This is a genomic window from Salmonella sp. 741265116_PST (genome assembly GCF_046567715.1).
Lineage (GTDB): Bacteria > Pseudomonadota > Gammaproteobacteria > Enterobacterales > Enterobacteriaceae > Salmonella > Salmonella enterica.
Window position 1 is genome coordinate 178714 of record NZ_JBKFPH010000003.1, and the last position, 13709, is coordinate 192422.

The window sequence follows — 13709 nt, forward strand, 5'->3', positions numbered from 1 at the left end:
CTTTTTAATCAGTGACCACTTCTCTATAAAGAGCCTGAATATTTCCCTCAACAACGCTTTCGGTAGAAAATGACGCGCTCTGTTTCCTCAAATCCTAACGCCTGGTGAACTTTCTGGGAAATTGTATTTTCCGGCGAGGTATCGGAGGCCATTTCCCGACACCCTTTATTCGTTCCCCATCGTTGCACCGCTGCAATCAATTGTTTCGCTACGCCGCGTTGACGGAATGAGGGGAGAACAAAAATACCTTCAAGGAAAACCACGGGCGAACTGTCGCAACCATTGACATAATCGTGGCGGATTGAGGCATCCGCAAAGCCAATCGCCACCCCGTCTGCCATCGCAATAAATGATGCCAGATGATCGGTTTGCAGAATTTCTTCGCCGTCCGCCAGATGGGCGTCATCCGGGTGACCTGGCCAGAGCTGTTTTCGCAATCCGCGCCAGTGATCCAGATGGGTTTTGTTCATTTGCCTGATGTCCATTAACGCGCTCCTGATGAGGGATCTGACATGATGAGACGGCACCCCGCTTGCTGATAACGTCGGGCGATAGCAGATGGGAGCGCACTGTCGCTAAGAATGGTAGTAATACAGGACAGCGTCGCCACCGCATGGGGTTCTACAGTATCAAACTTTGAGTGATCGGCCATCAATATGACCTCGCGTGAGCGCTGAATGATGCGCGTTTTAACGCCCACTTCAAACATGGTAGCGTTGGTGATGCCCGTTTCAATCGACAGCGCATCGCAGGAGATAAAGGCGCGTTCAACGGCAAAGGCGTTAATCATCTCCAGCGCCAGACTCTCGCCCACCGAAAAGTAACCGGGGCGAATCAGTCCGCCAATAATGTAGCTCTCTACGTGTGGGAAGCCACCCAGTTCATTAGCGATTTTGATGTCATTGCAAATGACTTTTACTTTGGCGTCGACCAGACATTTTGCCAGTTCCAGACAGGTGGAGCCGGAGTCGAGAAAAAAACAGTCGCCATCCTTGATGAACGTGCGGGCGAGGGCGGCGATTTCGCGTTTCGCCTCGCTTTGTAACGTTCGCTTAACGTCGAAAACATATTCTTTATCTTCCGTACTGTCGTCGAAGTCAATACAACCATGGCCGCGAACCATACCGGGATAACGGCTGGCGATATAGTGAAAATCCCGGCGCACGGTTGCCTCTGCATAGCCAAAAAGCTCAATAGCTTGCTGTGTTGAGAGGTGCCTGTGTTGCCAAAGGTAATGCAACATCTGTTTGATACGGTCGGGGCGCTGTTGGCTCATCAGCATATGACTCCTTTATAGCGCGGTGAATTGTGACAACGTCACATCATAGTTCGCCGTCGTGAACAACGCCCGGCCAATCACCAGATGCTGTGCGCCTGCGGCGGCAAGCAGCCGTGCGGCGCGAAGTGTAATACCGCCGTCCGCCCAGCATTCCGCAGCAGGGAAATGCTCTCTGCTCTGGCTCACTTTTTCACACATCGCGGCGATAAATTGCTGTCCGCGTCCGTCGGGTTCGCTGGTCATGATCATCAGCGCATCCAGTTGCAATGCCAGATAACGATAAGGCAATAGCGGCGTTGCCGGGTTAAGCGCCAGTCCTGCTTTCGCCCCGATAGCGCGAATATCCGCCAGAATCTCCGAGGGGTTTTGCACGCTTTCGGCATGAATGAAAATCCAGCCGGGGCGGATAGCTGCAAGCCAGGGTAACCAGCGTTGCGGTGATGAGACCATCAGGTGAAATGAGAGCGGATGGCGAGTGTATTGTGCGACTGCCTGAATGGTTTTCATACCGAAGGTAATATTGTTGATGAAACTGGTATCTTCGATATCCAGATGCAGCGAGCCGAGAGGCACATCGTGTAAAGCGGTCAACGCCTCGGCATAGCGCAGCGGATCGGCGGAGGCCAGTGAAGGGTGCAGGATCATCGGAACCTCCATCAGCGCAATGCGGTTAATTGCGCGAAAAGCGCGGCGTCATTTGGCGCATCTTGCAGCATCGCGACGCTTTCCGGCGAGTCGAGCCACTGGCTGATGCGTTGAATGGTGCGAATATGTGCTTCGGCATCCGTGGCGCTGGCGCAAAGCAACAGCCAGATGGGATCGCAATCCGCATTACCGAAAGCGACCGGCGTTGCTAACGTAGTGACGCTGATTTGATTATGGTTGGCGCCTTGCTCTGGTCTGGCATGGGGCAGCGCAATCCCCGGCGCGATAAGATAATATGGCCCCCATTTAAGGGTGTTCTCAATAATACCGTCCAGGTAGCAGGGGGCCGCCGCGCCGAAGGTAATCAGCGGACGAACGGCGATATCCAGCGCGTGTCGCCAGTCGCTGGCATGGCGTTGCGCCTGAACCCACTTAACATCATTAATCATCGATCGTTGACTCCTTGCCGGTTCGGGTTACTCTGGAACCGATCCCCGGCGTGTCTTTTGGCGACGGAGATCGGCAGAAGAGTTATCGCTCTCTGCAGGGGATAAGCGTTTTGCTTATCCCCATTTTATTGTCGGATATGGCGTACTTTCTCCATAAACTTCGCCACGCGCGCCTGGTCGACAAAGTTGGCGAAGACGCCGTCTTTTTTAAACGTGGTTGCCGTTACGCATCCGTCGGCAATGCAGAGCTGCTCCTCGACGTTTTCCAGACACACCCCGGTATTCGCCAGCACGACCGTGTCGGGGACGGTCTCTTTTACCCGCTTCAGTATGGCGCTATCCGTGCGAGCGCCCGCCGTCAGCCCCGAGACGCACAGGGCATCGGGGTTATTGTTAAATACGGTCGATTTCGCAATTGAACAGACATCCCGGTTTCCCAGATACACCGCCGCTTCCGGCACGATGTTAAACAGCGTTTTCACGTGGCCTGCGCCGATGCGATGCTGATGGCGAATGGTTTCGCCGACATTCGTATCCCAGACGCCAAAATCGCTGGCGTAAGCGCCGGTGAAAATTTCGCGAATAAATTTTGCGTCGGTCGCCATCGCCAAATCAAACGAGGCCACAGGGTCCCACAACACGTTTACCCCAAACGGTACGCGAATTTCACTCATTAACTGACCGATGATTCTTGCCATCGCGGCGGTCGTTTCCGGTCTGACTTTCGTTAAATAAGGCAGACTAAATTCGTTGGAGAACATCACTGCATCCACGCCGCCATTTTGTAGCGCCATTAAATCGTCATGGGCGCGGTCAATTACCCAGTTCATGCCTTTCCTGGTATCGAACCCGGGATCGCCCGGCAGCGCCCGTAAATGGCACATGGCGATAACGGCTTTTTCTGTTCCTATTACCTCTTTTAGCCAACTCATTCTGGGTTGCTCCTTATTCCGGTAGTTCACGTTTACGTAAGACAAGTATGATGCTGGCGACAATGCCGACCACAATAACCACGCCAATCATGCCCAGCGACATCAATTCAGATATTGACCAGCCAAACATGTTTCCCACCGACAGCGCAGTAATTTGCGCGTTTTCAGCGGCGAAACTAAAGCCGCCTTTGAGCGCCATATCGGTAAAGTACGGTGCGAACTGGGTGGCGATCAGCAAAACGGTAATCATGACAATGATGCCGCTGAGCAGAGTACGAATCAGATCGCCGCGATGAATAACCGTGGCCATGCAGATAAAAAACGGCGCAACCGGTAAATCAGCCAACGGCAGGACTTTATTGCCCGGCAGTATGCTCGCCAGAATTAACATGATGGGAATTAACAGCAGTCCAACCGCGATGGTGGTCGGGTGGCCTAACGTCACTGCGGTATCCAGACCGATAAAGACTTCGCGCCCTTTAAAGTGTTTCTGGAAGAACTTACGCGCGCCGTCGGAAATGGGCATTAATCCCTCAACGATAAGGCGAATCATGCGCGGAAACAGCACCATAATCGCCGCCACGGTAATCATTAAGGTTGCGCACCCTTTAAAGCCTTCGCCTGCGGCAAGTCCGAAGATCAGTCCGAGAACAACGCCAATGATCACCGGGTCGCCGACCATCCCATACCGTTTTTGGATCTCCTGAGCGTCAATATTGCGTCCTTTCATAAACGGTATTTTTTCGTATATCGCATCCAGCAATACGAACAACGGCACGGAACTGGAGCCATACCCTTGCGGAATAGAAATCCCTTCCAGACCCACAATGTTCTGTACTCGTTTCGCCGTCCAGTCGGCCATTTTCAACGACAAGGCGGCGTGACAAATCGCGCCCAGTACGCCATAAATCAGACTGCCGGTCATCAACTGGACGACCGTTCCGGTAATGGCGTAGTGCCAGTAGTTATAAATATCAACGTTCATGGTTTTGGTCAGACGAGTCACCAACATACCGACGTTGAGCAGAAAGATAACGGGAATGATCATCGCGCCGATGGCCGTCGCATAGCCGACGCCGGACGCGGGCCCGGCGCCGACGTCAAACACATGCAGCGTCAGGCCAAAACGCTCAATCATCACTTTAATCGGCGGACTGAGACTGTCGATCGCCATGACGATCACCAACCCCATGCCGACAAAACCGATGCCGACCGTCACCCCGGCTTTCACTGCCTGCAGCCAGGGAATACGAAAGATTAAGCCGATGATAATCATAATGATGGGCACAAAAACGGTGCCGCCGAGAGACAGGATGTAATCAAACATAATGCCCCCTTTATTGTGTTAACAGCGCCTTGATTTCTTGTTTTAATGCGTCGTCGTTGATGCCTGTCAGCAGGGCGGCGCCGTTGAGCGTCGGGATGCCATAGTCACTGTGCGTACGCATGGACGTTACGATGAGATCCATACCGTTACAGTTCAACGGGATCTCATTCAGACAACATTGCGCCGTGGTTGCCGCAATGCCTTGCTCCGCAAGAAAGTCCTGCAGTTTTTGTGCAATCATGGTGGATGTCGACATGCCGGTACCACATGCCACAAGGATCTTCTTCATCATGGTCGTGCCTCTTGTGTAGCGCCTGTTTCAGGCTCAATGGGAAACTGTTCTGGCGACATGTTAGCCAGCGCAGTCAGTAAACGGATACAATCAGCCAGGTCGCGCAGGCTGGCGACTTCGGCTGGCGAGTGGGTATAGCGGCAGGGAATAGAAAGACTGGCGCAGGGAATACCGTCCAGTTCAACCTGAATGTAGCCGGTTTCGGTGATGACGCCTGGCGCGACTTCTCTCTGTACGGGAATATTATTTTCGTGCGCGGTGGTCTCCAGCATCCGCAGCAAACGCGGCGGCGTAATCAGTCCCGCCAACGTACCGCGTCCGTGATAGTTCAGACAGGTGATGCCGACGCCGTGGTTGACCCGCACATCTGAGTAATCCTGCAGGTCAGGCGTGTCGCAGGATGGGGTGATATCAATACCAATCGCCAGGTCGGGGCGCACGCGTCGTAAAACGGGAATAATGCCGCGAATATTGAACTCTTCCTGTACCGACGCGACCAGGAATACCGCGATATCGAGCGGTGTGGAGGCGAGGGCCTCGGCGACGCCCAGTAGCGCCGTACACCCCAGCCTGTCATCCAGCGCCTTACTGCATACCAGGTCGTTGCCCAGACAGTGCGGCGGGTTGTAAAGGGTTACTGGCGTCCCCACCTGAATACCCATTCGTTCGGCATCCGCTTTATCTTTTGCGCCGATATCAATCCAGAGTTTATCGAGCGCGGGTGGCTGGGTGCGCTCGTCACCCTTCGCGAAGTGATATGCTTTAATACCGATACAGCCCATGATATCGCCTGAACGTCCGGCAAGCGTCACAATCGAACCGGGCATAGTAATTTGCGCCGGGCCGCCCACGCGTTCAAAACGTAAAAAACCGGAGGGTTCGATCTTGCGTACCATAAAACCCACTTCATCCATATGCGCAAAAATCATCAGGCGAAGCGCGTCGGATTTATCGCTGCCATAACGGGCGACAACATTGCCTAAGCGATCCCGCCAGACGTCTTTGGCCTGCTGTTCGAACGCGTGCTGCATAACGTTTGCAATACTGCTTTCATGTCCTGAAATCCCGTTTAGCCGCAGTAAAGAAAAAAGCGTTTCCTGCACAGAAAAGGTCATTGGCATCTCCGTGGTGATAAAACAATCAGTCGTTGAGCGTTTTATAGGCGGAGAATGGTTGGATAAGTGTGAAATGTGTCACGCGGAAATACGCTAAATATGGCCAATAAAAAATAATGTGATGGCGATACAATAAAAACGCTCATATCACCTGCGGGTTATCGGTAAACCAGGCTATTTATGTGATTACGACCAACAACGAAGAAGGGCAACGCGATGGTGGAAATTATTCCTGTTAGCACGACGCTGGAACTGCAAGCGGCAGATGAAAGTCATGTTCCGGCGCTGCACCAACTGGTACTCAAAAACAAAGCGTGGCTACAACAGTCGCTCGACTGGCCGCAATATGTCACGTCGCAGGAGGAAACGCGTAAGCATGTGCAGGGTAATATACTGTTGCACCAGCGTGGTTACGCCAAAATGTACCTGATTTTCTGCCAGAATGAGATGGCGGGCGTACTCTCATTTAATGCCATCGAACCGGTAAACAAAGCCGCCTATATCGGTTACTGGCTGGATGAGTCCCTCCAGGGACAAGGGATAATGTCGCAATCATTACAGGCGCTGATGACACATTATGCCCGGCGCGGCGATATTCGGCGCTTCGTCATTAAATGCCGCGTTGATAATCAGGCCAGTAACGCAGTCGCACGGCGCAACCATTTTACGCTGGAAGGCTGTATGAAGCAGGCGGAGTATCTTAACGGCGACTATCACGACGTTAATATGTATGCCCGCATTATTGATGCGGATTAAAGGGAACCGACTAAGGGGGTACGCGTAATACGATCCTCGCCATTGATCACTTTTGGGCCGCGCAGGTGAATAGTATTGCCGTCAAAGGCTATCACCGCCGCCCGTCCGCTAATCTCGACCTGGTGCTCAATCAGAATTTCGCCCTGTATACAGGCATGGCCTTCAATCAGCACGCGGTCGTCCAGTAAAATCGGGCCTCCGCGTACCTCAGCATGTCCGCCTACCAGCACATGATGTTTTAACACACAGTTGCCTTCGATTAACGCATGTTCCGCTACCTGCGAGCTGTAGCGAAGGGTAGGGATCGCATCTTCCTCTGTGCCGGCGATAACCCGCGCATGGCCATAGACTTTGGCGCAGTCACAGATCCAGACATTATTGTCTTTGTTGCCTTCGATGAGCGCGAAATCAAAGACCTCCGCCCGGTGCTCAATAAAAGCGTGTGTGATAGTGGCGTCGCCATAAAGCTGTACCTGATGGACAATCCGCGAATGGTTCAGGGTGGCGCGATCGTAAATTTGTAAAATCTGCGCATGTTCATGCGTTAGTCCCTGAATGGCGAGAATTTCGGACTGGTTTAACACGCGGGCATCACCATAAATCGCACACTCTCCGCGCACGGAAGAGGACTGAATAGTGACGTCGTCACTTATTCGTGCGCCATCGCTGATATCAGCGCGATCAATCCAGACGTTATCGCCTATTCGCACGTTATTGTAGAGCGTGCACGGCTGCGTGATACGCGCATTACCCGTAATTTCCGTGCCCGCAAAGGCCATCGCGTTTTCATCATAAATCCAGCAATTCCCCTGTTGTGACAGCACATTATCGGCATCAACCCAGCCGCCGGAGGTTCCGGCTTTAACATCGTTAAAATCCGTTACGGCAATAACTTGTCGTAATAAGACGCTTTTCTTCTCACCGTCTACCTGATAAGTAAAAGCACGAGGTTCTTCACTCAGTCGATATTTGGTCATAGGGAAATTCCGTGTGAACGATTAAGATAACCGTAGCAAAGGTACTGGCGAAACAACCAGAAATTCCATAAAATGCATTTCAAATATACTTTATAAATTAAACAAAATGCGTAATCACAAGCAGAGCGATCGCGTGCTCAATCTGCCTGCGGGCTATTTTGGCATCGTCCTTGGCACTATCGGTATGGGATTCGCCTGGCGTTATGCCAGCCAGATATGGGCAATAAGCCACTGGCCCGGCGACATCATGGTGATCCTGGCGATGATTATTTGGGGACTCTTGACCCTGGCGTTCCTTAGCCGTCTGGTGCGCTTTCCCCATAGCGTGATGGCTGAAGTGCGACATCCGGTAATGAGCAGTTTTGTCAGCCTGTTTCCCGCCACCACAATGCTGGTCGCGATCGGCTTCGTCCCCTGGTATCGCCCGTTGGCCGTTGCGTTATTCAGCGTGGGGGTCGTCATACAACTGGCGTATGCCGCCTGGCAGACGGCGGGACTTTGGCGCGGAGCGCATCCGGAAGAAGCCACAACCCCAGGGCTTTATTTGCCCACGGTAGCGAATAATTTTATCAGCGCTATGGCCTGTGGAGCGCTCGGTTACAATGATGCCGGACTGGTGTTTTTAGGCGCAGGCGTTTTTTCGTGGTTAAGTCTGGAACCGGTTATTTTGCAGCGACTGCGTAGCTGCGGCGAATTACCGGCGGTGCTGCGTACGTCGCTGGGTATCCAACTGGCGCCCGCGCTGGTCGCCTGTAGCGCCTGGCTGAGCGTCAATGGCGGGGAGGGCGACACGCTGGCGAAAATGCTATTCGGCTACGGTCTGTTACAACTTTTATTTATGCTGCGATTAATGCCCTGGTATTTATCACAACCGTTTAATGCTTCCTTCTGGAGTTTTTCGTTCGGCGTTTCCGCGCTGGCGACCACGGGGTTACATCTTGGTCACGGTAGTGAATCAGGGCTTTTCCATATTCTGGCCGTCCCGCTGTTTATTTTCACTAACGCTATTATCGCCTTATTGCTGGTTCGTACATTTCTATTGCTGGTGCAGGGGACGTTGCTTATTCGCACTGAGCGCGCTGCACTGTTGAAAACGGAGGAAAAAAATGACCGTTCGTGACGAAAATTACTTTACTGAGAAATACGGATTAACCCGCACGCATTCGGATGTGCTGGCGGCGGCAAAGGTTGTCGCGCCAGGCCGAACGCTGGATTTGGGATGCGGCAATGGTCGCAATAGTCTGTATCTGGCCGCGAACGATTATGACGTTACCGCGTGGGATAAAAATCCGGCCAGTATGGCTAACCTTGAGCGTATTAAAGCGGCAGAAGGGCTGGACAATCTGCAAACCGACATTGTCGATCTGAATACATTGACCTTTGACGGCGAGTACGATTTTATTCTCTCGACGGTGGTTATGATGTTTCTTGAGGCGCAAACCATTCCCGGTTTAATTGCCAATATGCAACGCTGCACAAAACCCGGGGGGTATAATTTGATTGTTGCGGCAATGGATACGCCGGACTTTCCCTGTACGGTGGGATTCCCGTTCGCTTTTAAAGAAGGCGAATTACGCCGCTATTACGAAGGATGGGACATGCTGAAATACAACGAAGATGTCGGCGAGCTTCACCGCACGGACGAAAACGGCAACCGTATCAAACTGCGCTTTGCTACAATGCTGGCGAGAAAAACGGCCTGAGCGATGCAAGTTCTGTAAGTCTCGCAGCGTTCGGCATTTTTTTGTCGGGCGCCGCGTTCAAATTGTGCTGTCGTTACCATTTTTAGTGCATCCAGAATGATTTCGTTTTGCTATTATTTCCTTTGCATCATTGCGAAGACTAAAGGGATCGTTTCATGCGTACTCATACTTTATTTAAAGTTGCAGTGCTTACTGGTTTGCTGGCGTTATCCGGCTGTGCGTCCAAAGTCACACAGCCGGATAAGTATTCTGGATTCTTAAAAAATTATTCGGACCTGAAGGAAGCTACCTCCGCCACGGGGAAACCGGTGTTGCGCTGGGTAGATCCACATTTCAATGACTCTAACTATGATAATATTGTTTACAATCCGATAACATATTATCCCGTCCCCAAGCCAACGACCCAGGTCGGGCAGCAAGTTCTTGATAAACTGCTGGCTTATACGAACACTAAAGTAAAATCAGCAATTGAACAGCGCAAACCGCTGGTCACGACGCCAGGGCCGCGCAGTTTGATTTTCCGCGGAGCGATTACGGGCGTGGATACCAGCAAAGAAGGGCTGCAATTCTATGAGGTGATCCCTGTAGCGCTGATTGTGGCGGGCACGCAAATGGCGACGGGCCACCGAACCATGGATACCCACCTTTATTTTGAGGGTGAGCTGATAGATGCCGCGACCAACAAGCCGGTCGTCAAGGTAGTGCGCCAGGGTGAAGGTCAAGACCTGAGCAATTCCAGTACGCCAATGGCGTTTGAAACGTTGAAACAGGTCGTGGATGATATGGCGACGGATACCTCTATGTTTGACGTTAACAAAAAATAATTCTGCGGCGCCATCGCAAGATGGCGCAAACCCCGGCAGATTAGCGGTCGCCATCAGCCAGACAACGATGGGCGGCGCGTTCTCGTTAATACTGCGTAGCCTATCCCGCCAGCGATCAACCCCCAGAATGCCGATCCGATGCCCATCAGCGTTAGCCCGCTGGCGGTGACGAGAAATGCGATAACTGCCGCGTCACGCTCACTTTCGTGAGTAAGCGCCTGATACAGGCTACCGCTAATCGCCCCTTACCCTGGATGAGCGCCTCCGTTATCCCCATGACCATGGCAGCAATAACGGCATAGCGAGGCGCGAATACTTTAAAGAGTAGCCACGCCAATAGCATACCGCCGCACATGACAAACTCTCCGTTGAGCATCCCGAACGCCTGCAGGCCGAAGCGTAGCAGTATTCCCGCCAGCATTGCGGCGGCAAGAGAATGGGGGATTATCCGCATCAAACGCGCAAACAATCCCGTGACGCCGCACAGCACAATCAGGGCATTGGCGACAATGAATATGCCCACGGTGTCTGGCAACGATAATCCCTGAAGCCCTGTTACCAACAGAGCGGCGCCAGGCGTTGACCTGGCGGTTAAAACCGGCGCACGATACCACAAGGTTAACGTTAGTGTGCTTATGCCCATTGCTATACCGAGGGCGGTCATCCAGCCGGCGATCTCTGCGGCTGTTGCGCCAGCGGCAAGCGCCGCCTGCCAGATAATGGCGGCTGAACTTGCATAGCCGACCAGAACGGCGACCAGACCCGATAATACAGTAGGTAATGGCAGTGATAACAGACGCATGATCGCCTCTTGTGCGTTAATGTGGTGGTGATTCAGGGTCGGCTGGACGTACTGGTGGGGTATGGCAAACCATAGACGCCGGTAAAGGTTTGCGTTTTGCCGGCGATACGGCGCATACCTATCGCAACAGCAGTGACCATACGGTTCATTTTCACTCGCTGATCCATTACCCGCGTGATTAAGCGGGAAAACTATTTCGTTAGTTTGCGCTTCTGACTACAATAGCCGCCATTTCGCTGCTATTGGATAAGAAAGACTGTATGCGCCAGCAACCTCACTATCTCGAATTGTTAAGTCCGGCCCGTGACGCCGCAATTGCTCGCGAAGCGATTTTGCATGGCGCAGATGCCGTCTACATCGGCGGACCCGGTTTTGGCGCGCGTCATAACGCCAGTAACAGTCTGCGCGATATCGCCGATTTGGTCCCGTTTGCCCATCGTTACGGCGCCAGGATTTTTGTCACGCTGAATACTATCCTGCATGATGATGAGCTGGAGCCCGCGCAGCGGTTAATCACCGATTTGTACGACACCGGGGTGGATGCGCTGATTGTGCAGGATATGGGCATTCTGGAACTGGATATCCCGCCGATTGAGCTTCACGCCAGTACACAGTGTGATATTCGCAGCGTGGAAAAAGCGAAGTTTCTTGCCGATGTCGGTTTTTCACAGATTGTACTGGCGCGCGAGCTTAATTTGAGTCAGATAGCGGCTATTCATCAGGCTACTGACGCCACGATTGAGTTCTTCATTCATGGCGCGCTGTGTGTCGCTTATTCTGGGCAGTGTTATATCTCTCATGCGCAAACCGGGCGCAGCGCCAATCGGGGCGACTGTTCGCAAGCCTGTCGCTTACCGTATACGTTAAAAGACGATCAGGGGCGGGTGGTCTCTTACGAAAAACATTTGCTATCGATGAAAGATAACGACCAAACGGCTAACCTCGGCGCGTTGATCGATGCAGGCGTACGTTCCTTCAAGATTGAAGGGCGCTATAAAGACATGAGCTATGTCAAAAACATCACCGCGCATTATCGTCAGATGCTGGACGCGATTATCGAGCAACGTGGCGATCTGGCGCGTGCATCGGTTGGTCGGACCGAGCATTTTTTTGTTCCCTCCACGGAAAAAACCTTCCATCGCGGCAGCACCGACTATTTTGTTAACGCGCGTAAAGGTGATATTGGCGCATTTGATTCACCAAAATTTATTGGCTTGCCGGTAGGCGAGGTGCTGAATGTGGCGAAGGATTATCTCGACGTAGAAGCGACGGAGCCGTTGGCGAATGGCGATGGTCTGAACGTGTTGATTAAGCGTGAAGTGGTGGGTTTTCGCGCCAATACGGTGGAGAAAACCGGTCATAACCGCTACCGCGTTTGGCCAAATGATATGCCTGCCGACCTGCATAAAGTCCGTCCGCATCATCCGTTGAATCGTAATCTGGACCATAACTGGCAGCAAGCGCTGACAAAAACCTCCAGTGAGCGCCGTGTGGCGGTTGATATCATGCTGGGCGGCTGGCAGGAACAGCTTATTCTGACGCTGACCAGTGAAGACGGTGTCTGCATCACGCATACGCTTGACGGGGTATTTGAGGAAGCCAACAACTCTGAAAAAGCGTTGAATAACCTAAAAGCCGGACTGGCGAAGCTGGGACAGACGCCTTACTACGCGCGTGATATGCAGGTGACATTACCGGCGGCGTTGTTCGTGCCAAATAGCCTGCTCAATCAGTTCCGTCGGGAGGCGATTGATATGCTTGACGCGGCGCGGCTGGCCCATTATCAACGAGGTCGTCGGAAACCCGTGGCGCAGCCTGCGCCGGTCTATCCGCAAACGCATCTCAGCTTTCTCGCTAATGTCTACAACCACAAAGCACGGGAATTTTATCACCGTTACGGCGTACAATTGATTGATGCGGCCTATGAGGCGCATCAGGAGAAGGGCGAGGTACCGGTCATGATCACCAAACACTGCCTGCGTTTTGCGTTCAACCTTTGTCCAAAGCAGGCGAAAGGAAATATTAAGAGCTGGAAAGCCACGCCGATGCAGTTGGTGCATGGCGATGAGGTACTGACGCTAAAATTCGACTGCCGCCCTTGCGAAATGCATGTCATTGGCAAAATTAAAAACCACATCTTAAAAATGCCCCAGCCCGGCAGCGTTGTCGCTTCAGTGAGCCCTGAAGCGCTGATGAAAACGCTGCCGAAGCGTAGGGGCGTTTAATTAACGAAAATAGCTCTCTGGTTTGCGCGATTTCTGCCAGTTGTGGTGCTCGCGCAAGCCTTCCGCGGATTCTTCCGCTGCCGCCCGTAATTCATCACTGTCGGCTTCGTGTCTAAGCTGGTGCCCTCCCGTCGCAAACCATACGAATGCGTGGTCTTGCTGTTTCGCCAGTAACTGGCCTGAAAACAGCGCACAGGTCAGTAAAACTACTGATAACGTTTTTGTAAGCATCATGCCACCTTCCAGTTACGTCGTGAGGCTATGATGCCAATAATTTCTTTGAGTTATTATTCAACACTTCAAATTAGCGAAAACGGTTTGTCAATAAGTGCGATAAGTTGTATGAGAACACGTAGCCGGGTCAGTGATTAAATTCGTTCATT

General features: G+C 52.4%; 15 protein-coding genes and 2 pseudogenes. 6 read left to right on the top strand and 11 right to left on the bottom strand.

The genetic code is table 11. From position 1 onward, the window contains the following. Positions 1 to 47: 47 nt before the first annotated feature. The 8 genes from aac(6') to ACLD11_RS03650 all read right to left on the bottom strand — a co-directional run bounded on the left by aac(6') (position 48) and on the right by ACLD11_RS03650 (position 6039). Positions 48 to 485, bottom strand: a complete 438-nt coding sequence (aac(6'), locus tag ACLD11_RS03615) for a cryptic aminoglycoside N-acetyltransferase AAC(6')-Iy/Iaa (RefSeq protein ID WP_411011305.1) — start codon at positions 483 to 485, stop codon at positions 48 to 50. After that, positions 485 to 1276, bottom strand: a complete 792-nt coding sequence (locus ACLD11_RS03620) for a DeoR/GlpR family DNA-binding transcription regulator (RefSeq protein WP_001670738.1) — start codon at positions 1274 to 1276, stop codon at positions 485 to 487. The genes aac(6') and ACLD11_RS03620 overlap by 1 nt, the downstream gene beginning before the upstream one ends. Before the next feature lie 15 nt (positions 1277 to 1291). Further along, the gene (locus ACLD11_RS03625; protein WP_000600620.1) at positions 1292 to 1924 is read right to left on the bottom strand and encodes a ribulose-phosphate 3 epimerase family protein; all 633 of its coding nucleotides are present in this window, start codon (positions 1922 to 1924) and stop codon (positions 1292 to 1294) included. An 11-nt stretch (positions 1925 to 1935) separates the two neighbouring features. Then, positions 1936 to 2373: an SgcA family PTS sugar transporter subunit IIA gene (gene sgcA, locus ACLD11_RS03630; protein ID WP_000606454.1), complete on the bottom strand. Its 438-nt coding sequence runs from the start codon at positions 2371 to 2373 to the stop codon at positions 1936 to 1938. A gap of 125 nt (positions 2374 to 2498) precedes the next feature. Then, a complete protein-coding gene (gene sgcQ, locus ACLD11_RS03635) occupies positions 2499 to 3305 on the bottom strand; it encodes a BtpA family protein SgcQ (protein ID WP_000118615.1) in 807 nt (268 codons plus the stop codon). A 13-nt stretch (positions 3306 to 3318) separates the two neighbouring features. After that, complete coding sequence (sgcC, locus tag ACLD11_RS03640; protein WP_000460835.1) at positions 3319 to 4632, bottom strand: PTS sugar transporter subunit IIC SgcC; 1314 nt, start codon at positions 4630 to 4632, stop codon at positions 3319 to 3321. 10 nt (positions 4633 to 4642) lie between these two features. Next, positions 4643 to 4924, bottom strand: coding sequence for a PTS sugar transporter subunit IIB SgcB (sgcB, locus tag ACLD11_RS03645; protein ID WP_000976132.1), 282 nt, complete (start codon positions 4922 to 4924; stop codon positions 4643 to 4645). After that, positions 4921 to 6039, bottom strand: coding sequence for a M42 family metallopeptidase (locus ACLD11_RS03650; protein WP_000144623.1), 1119 nt, complete (start codon positions 6037 to 6039; stop codon positions 4921 to 4923). Before ACLD11_RS03650 ends, sgcB begins: the two co-directional genes overlap by 4 nt. Positions 6040 to 6255: 216 nt before the next feature. On the opposite strand from ACLD11_RS03650, the gene rimL reads away from it, so the two are divergent. Beyond that, positions 6256 to 6795, top strand: coding sequence for a 50S ribosomal protein L7/L12-serine acetyltransferase (gene rimL, locus ACLD11_RS03655; protein WP_000229295.1), 540 nt, complete (start codon positions 6256 to 6258; stop codon positions 6793 to 6795). Here rimL and ydcK read toward each other — a convergent pair. Continuing rightward, positions 6792 to 7772, bottom strand: coding sequence for a YdcK family protein (gene ydcK, locus ACLD11_RS03660; RefSeq protein ID WP_411011307.1), 981 nt, complete (start codon positions 7770 to 7772; stop codon positions 6792 to 6794). The genes rimL and ydcK overlap by 4 nt on opposite strands. Before the next feature lie 106 nt (positions 7773 to 7878). On the opposite strand from ydcK, the gene tehA reads away from it, so the two are divergent. The 3 genes from tehA (at position 7879) to ACLD11_RS03675 (ending at position 10299) form a co-directional block, all read left to right on the top strand. After that, positions 7879 to 8892: a dicarboxylate transporter/tellurite-resistance protein TehA gene (gene tehA, locus ACLD11_RS03665; protein ID WP_183060409.1), complete on the top strand. Its 1014-nt coding sequence runs from the start codon at positions 7879 to 7881 to the stop codon at positions 8890 to 8892. Continuing rightward, positions 8879 to 9475: a tellurite resistance methyltransferase TehB gene (gene tehB / locus ACLD11_RS03670; protein ID WP_183060407.1), complete on the top strand. Its 597-nt coding sequence runs from the start codon at positions 8879 to 8881 to the stop codon at positions 9473 to 9475. Before tehA ends, tehB begins: the two co-directional genes overlap by 14 nt. Positions 9476 to 9630: 155 nt before the next feature. After that, positions 9631 to 10299, top strand: a complete 669-nt coding sequence (locus ACLD11_RS03675) for a DUF3313 domain-containing protein (protein WP_183060405.1) — start codon at positions 9631 to 9633, stop codon at positions 10297 to 10299. Positions 10300 to 10352: 53 nt separating this feature from the next. Here ACLD11_RS03675 and ACLD11_RS03680 read toward each other — a convergent pair. After that, positions 10353 to 11101 (bottom strand): annotated as a pseudogene (locus ACLD11_RS03680) (benzoate/H(+) symporter BenE family transporter). 18 nt (positions 11102 to 11119) lie between these two features. On the opposite strand from ACLD11_RS03680, the pseudogene ACLD11_RS03685 reads away from it, so the two are divergent. Both ACLD11_RS03685 and ACLD11_RS03690 read left to right on the top strand, forming a co-directional pair. Beyond that, a pseudogene (locus ACLD11_RS03685) lies at positions 11120 to 11283 on the top strand (XRE family transcriptional regulator); the annotation flags it as partial. Between the two features lie 78 nt (positions 11284 to 11361). Then, positions 11362 to 13326 (top strand): peptidase U32 family protein, encoded by a 1965-nt coding sequence (locus tag ACLD11_RS03690; protein WP_001249745.1) that lies wholly within the window; start codon positions 11362 to 11364, stop codon positions 13324 to 13326. On the opposite strand, the gene ACLD11_RS03695 is transcribed toward ACLD11_RS03690, so the two are convergent. Beyond that, entirely contained in the window at positions 13327 to 13557 is a 231-nt protein-coding gene (locus tag ACLD11_RS03695; protein ID WP_000956438.1) for a DUF2554 family protein, read from the bottom strand. Positions 13558 to 13709: the final 152 nt, after the last annotated feature.

Excerpts from the sequence above, each read along its gene's own strand:
- ACLD11_RS03625 (WP_000600620.1), bottom strand. The coding sequence starts at position 1,924 with ATGATCCTGCACCCTTCACTGGCCTCCGCCGATCCGCTGCGCTATGCC.
- tehA (WP_183060409.1), top strand. The coding sequence starts at position 7,879 with ATGCGTAATCACAAGCAGAGCGATCGCGTGCTCAATCTGCCTGCGGGC.
- sgcC (WP_000460835.1), bottom strand. The coding sequence starts at position 4,632 with ATGTTTGATTACATCCTGTCTCTCGGCGGCACCGTTTTTGTGCCCATC.
- ACLD11_RS03675 (WP_183060405.1), top strand. The coding sequence starts at position 9,631 with ATGCGTACTCATACTTTATTTAAAGTTGCAGTGCTTACTGGTTTGCTG.
- rimL (WP_000229295.1), top strand. The coding sequence starts at position 6,256 with ATGGTGGAAATTATTCCTGTTAGCACGACGCTGGAACTGCAAGCGGCA.
- tehB (WP_183060407.1), top strand. The coding sequence starts at position 8,879 with ATGACCGTTCGTGACGAAAATTACTTTACTGAGAAATACGGATTAACC.
- sgcB (WP_000976132.1), bottom strand. The coding sequence starts at position 4,924 with ATGATGAAGAAGATCCTTGTGGCATGTGGTACCGGCATGTCGACATCC.
- ACLD11_RS03695 (WP_000956438.1), bottom strand. The coding sequence starts at position 13,557 with ATGCTTACAAAAACGTTATCAGTAGTTTTACTGACCTGTGCGCTGTTT.
- ydcK (WP_411011307.1), bottom strand. The coding sequence starts at position 7,772 with ATGACCAAATATCGACTGAGTGAAGAACCTCGTGCTTTTACTTATCAG.
- ACLD11_RS03690 (WP_001249745.1), top strand. The coding sequence starts at position 11,362 with ATGCGCCAGCAACCTCACTATCTCGAATTGTTAAGTCCGGCCCGTGAC.
- ACLD11_RS03620 (WP_001670738.1), bottom strand. The coding sequence starts at position 1,276 with ATGAGCCAACAGCGCCCCGACCGTATCAAACAGATGTTGCATTACCTT.
- sgcQ (WP_000118615.1), bottom strand. The coding sequence starts at position 3,305 with ATGAGTTGGCTAAAAGAGGTAATAGGAACAGAAAAAGCCGTTATCGCC.
- sgcA (WP_000606454.1), bottom strand. The coding sequence starts at position 2,373 with ATGATTAATGATGTTAAGTGGGTTCAGGCGCAACGCCATGCCAGCGAC.
- ACLD11_RS03650 (WP_000144623.1), bottom strand. The coding sequence starts at position 6,039 with ATGACCTTTTCTGTGCAGGAAACGCTTTTTTCTTTACTGCGGCTAAAC.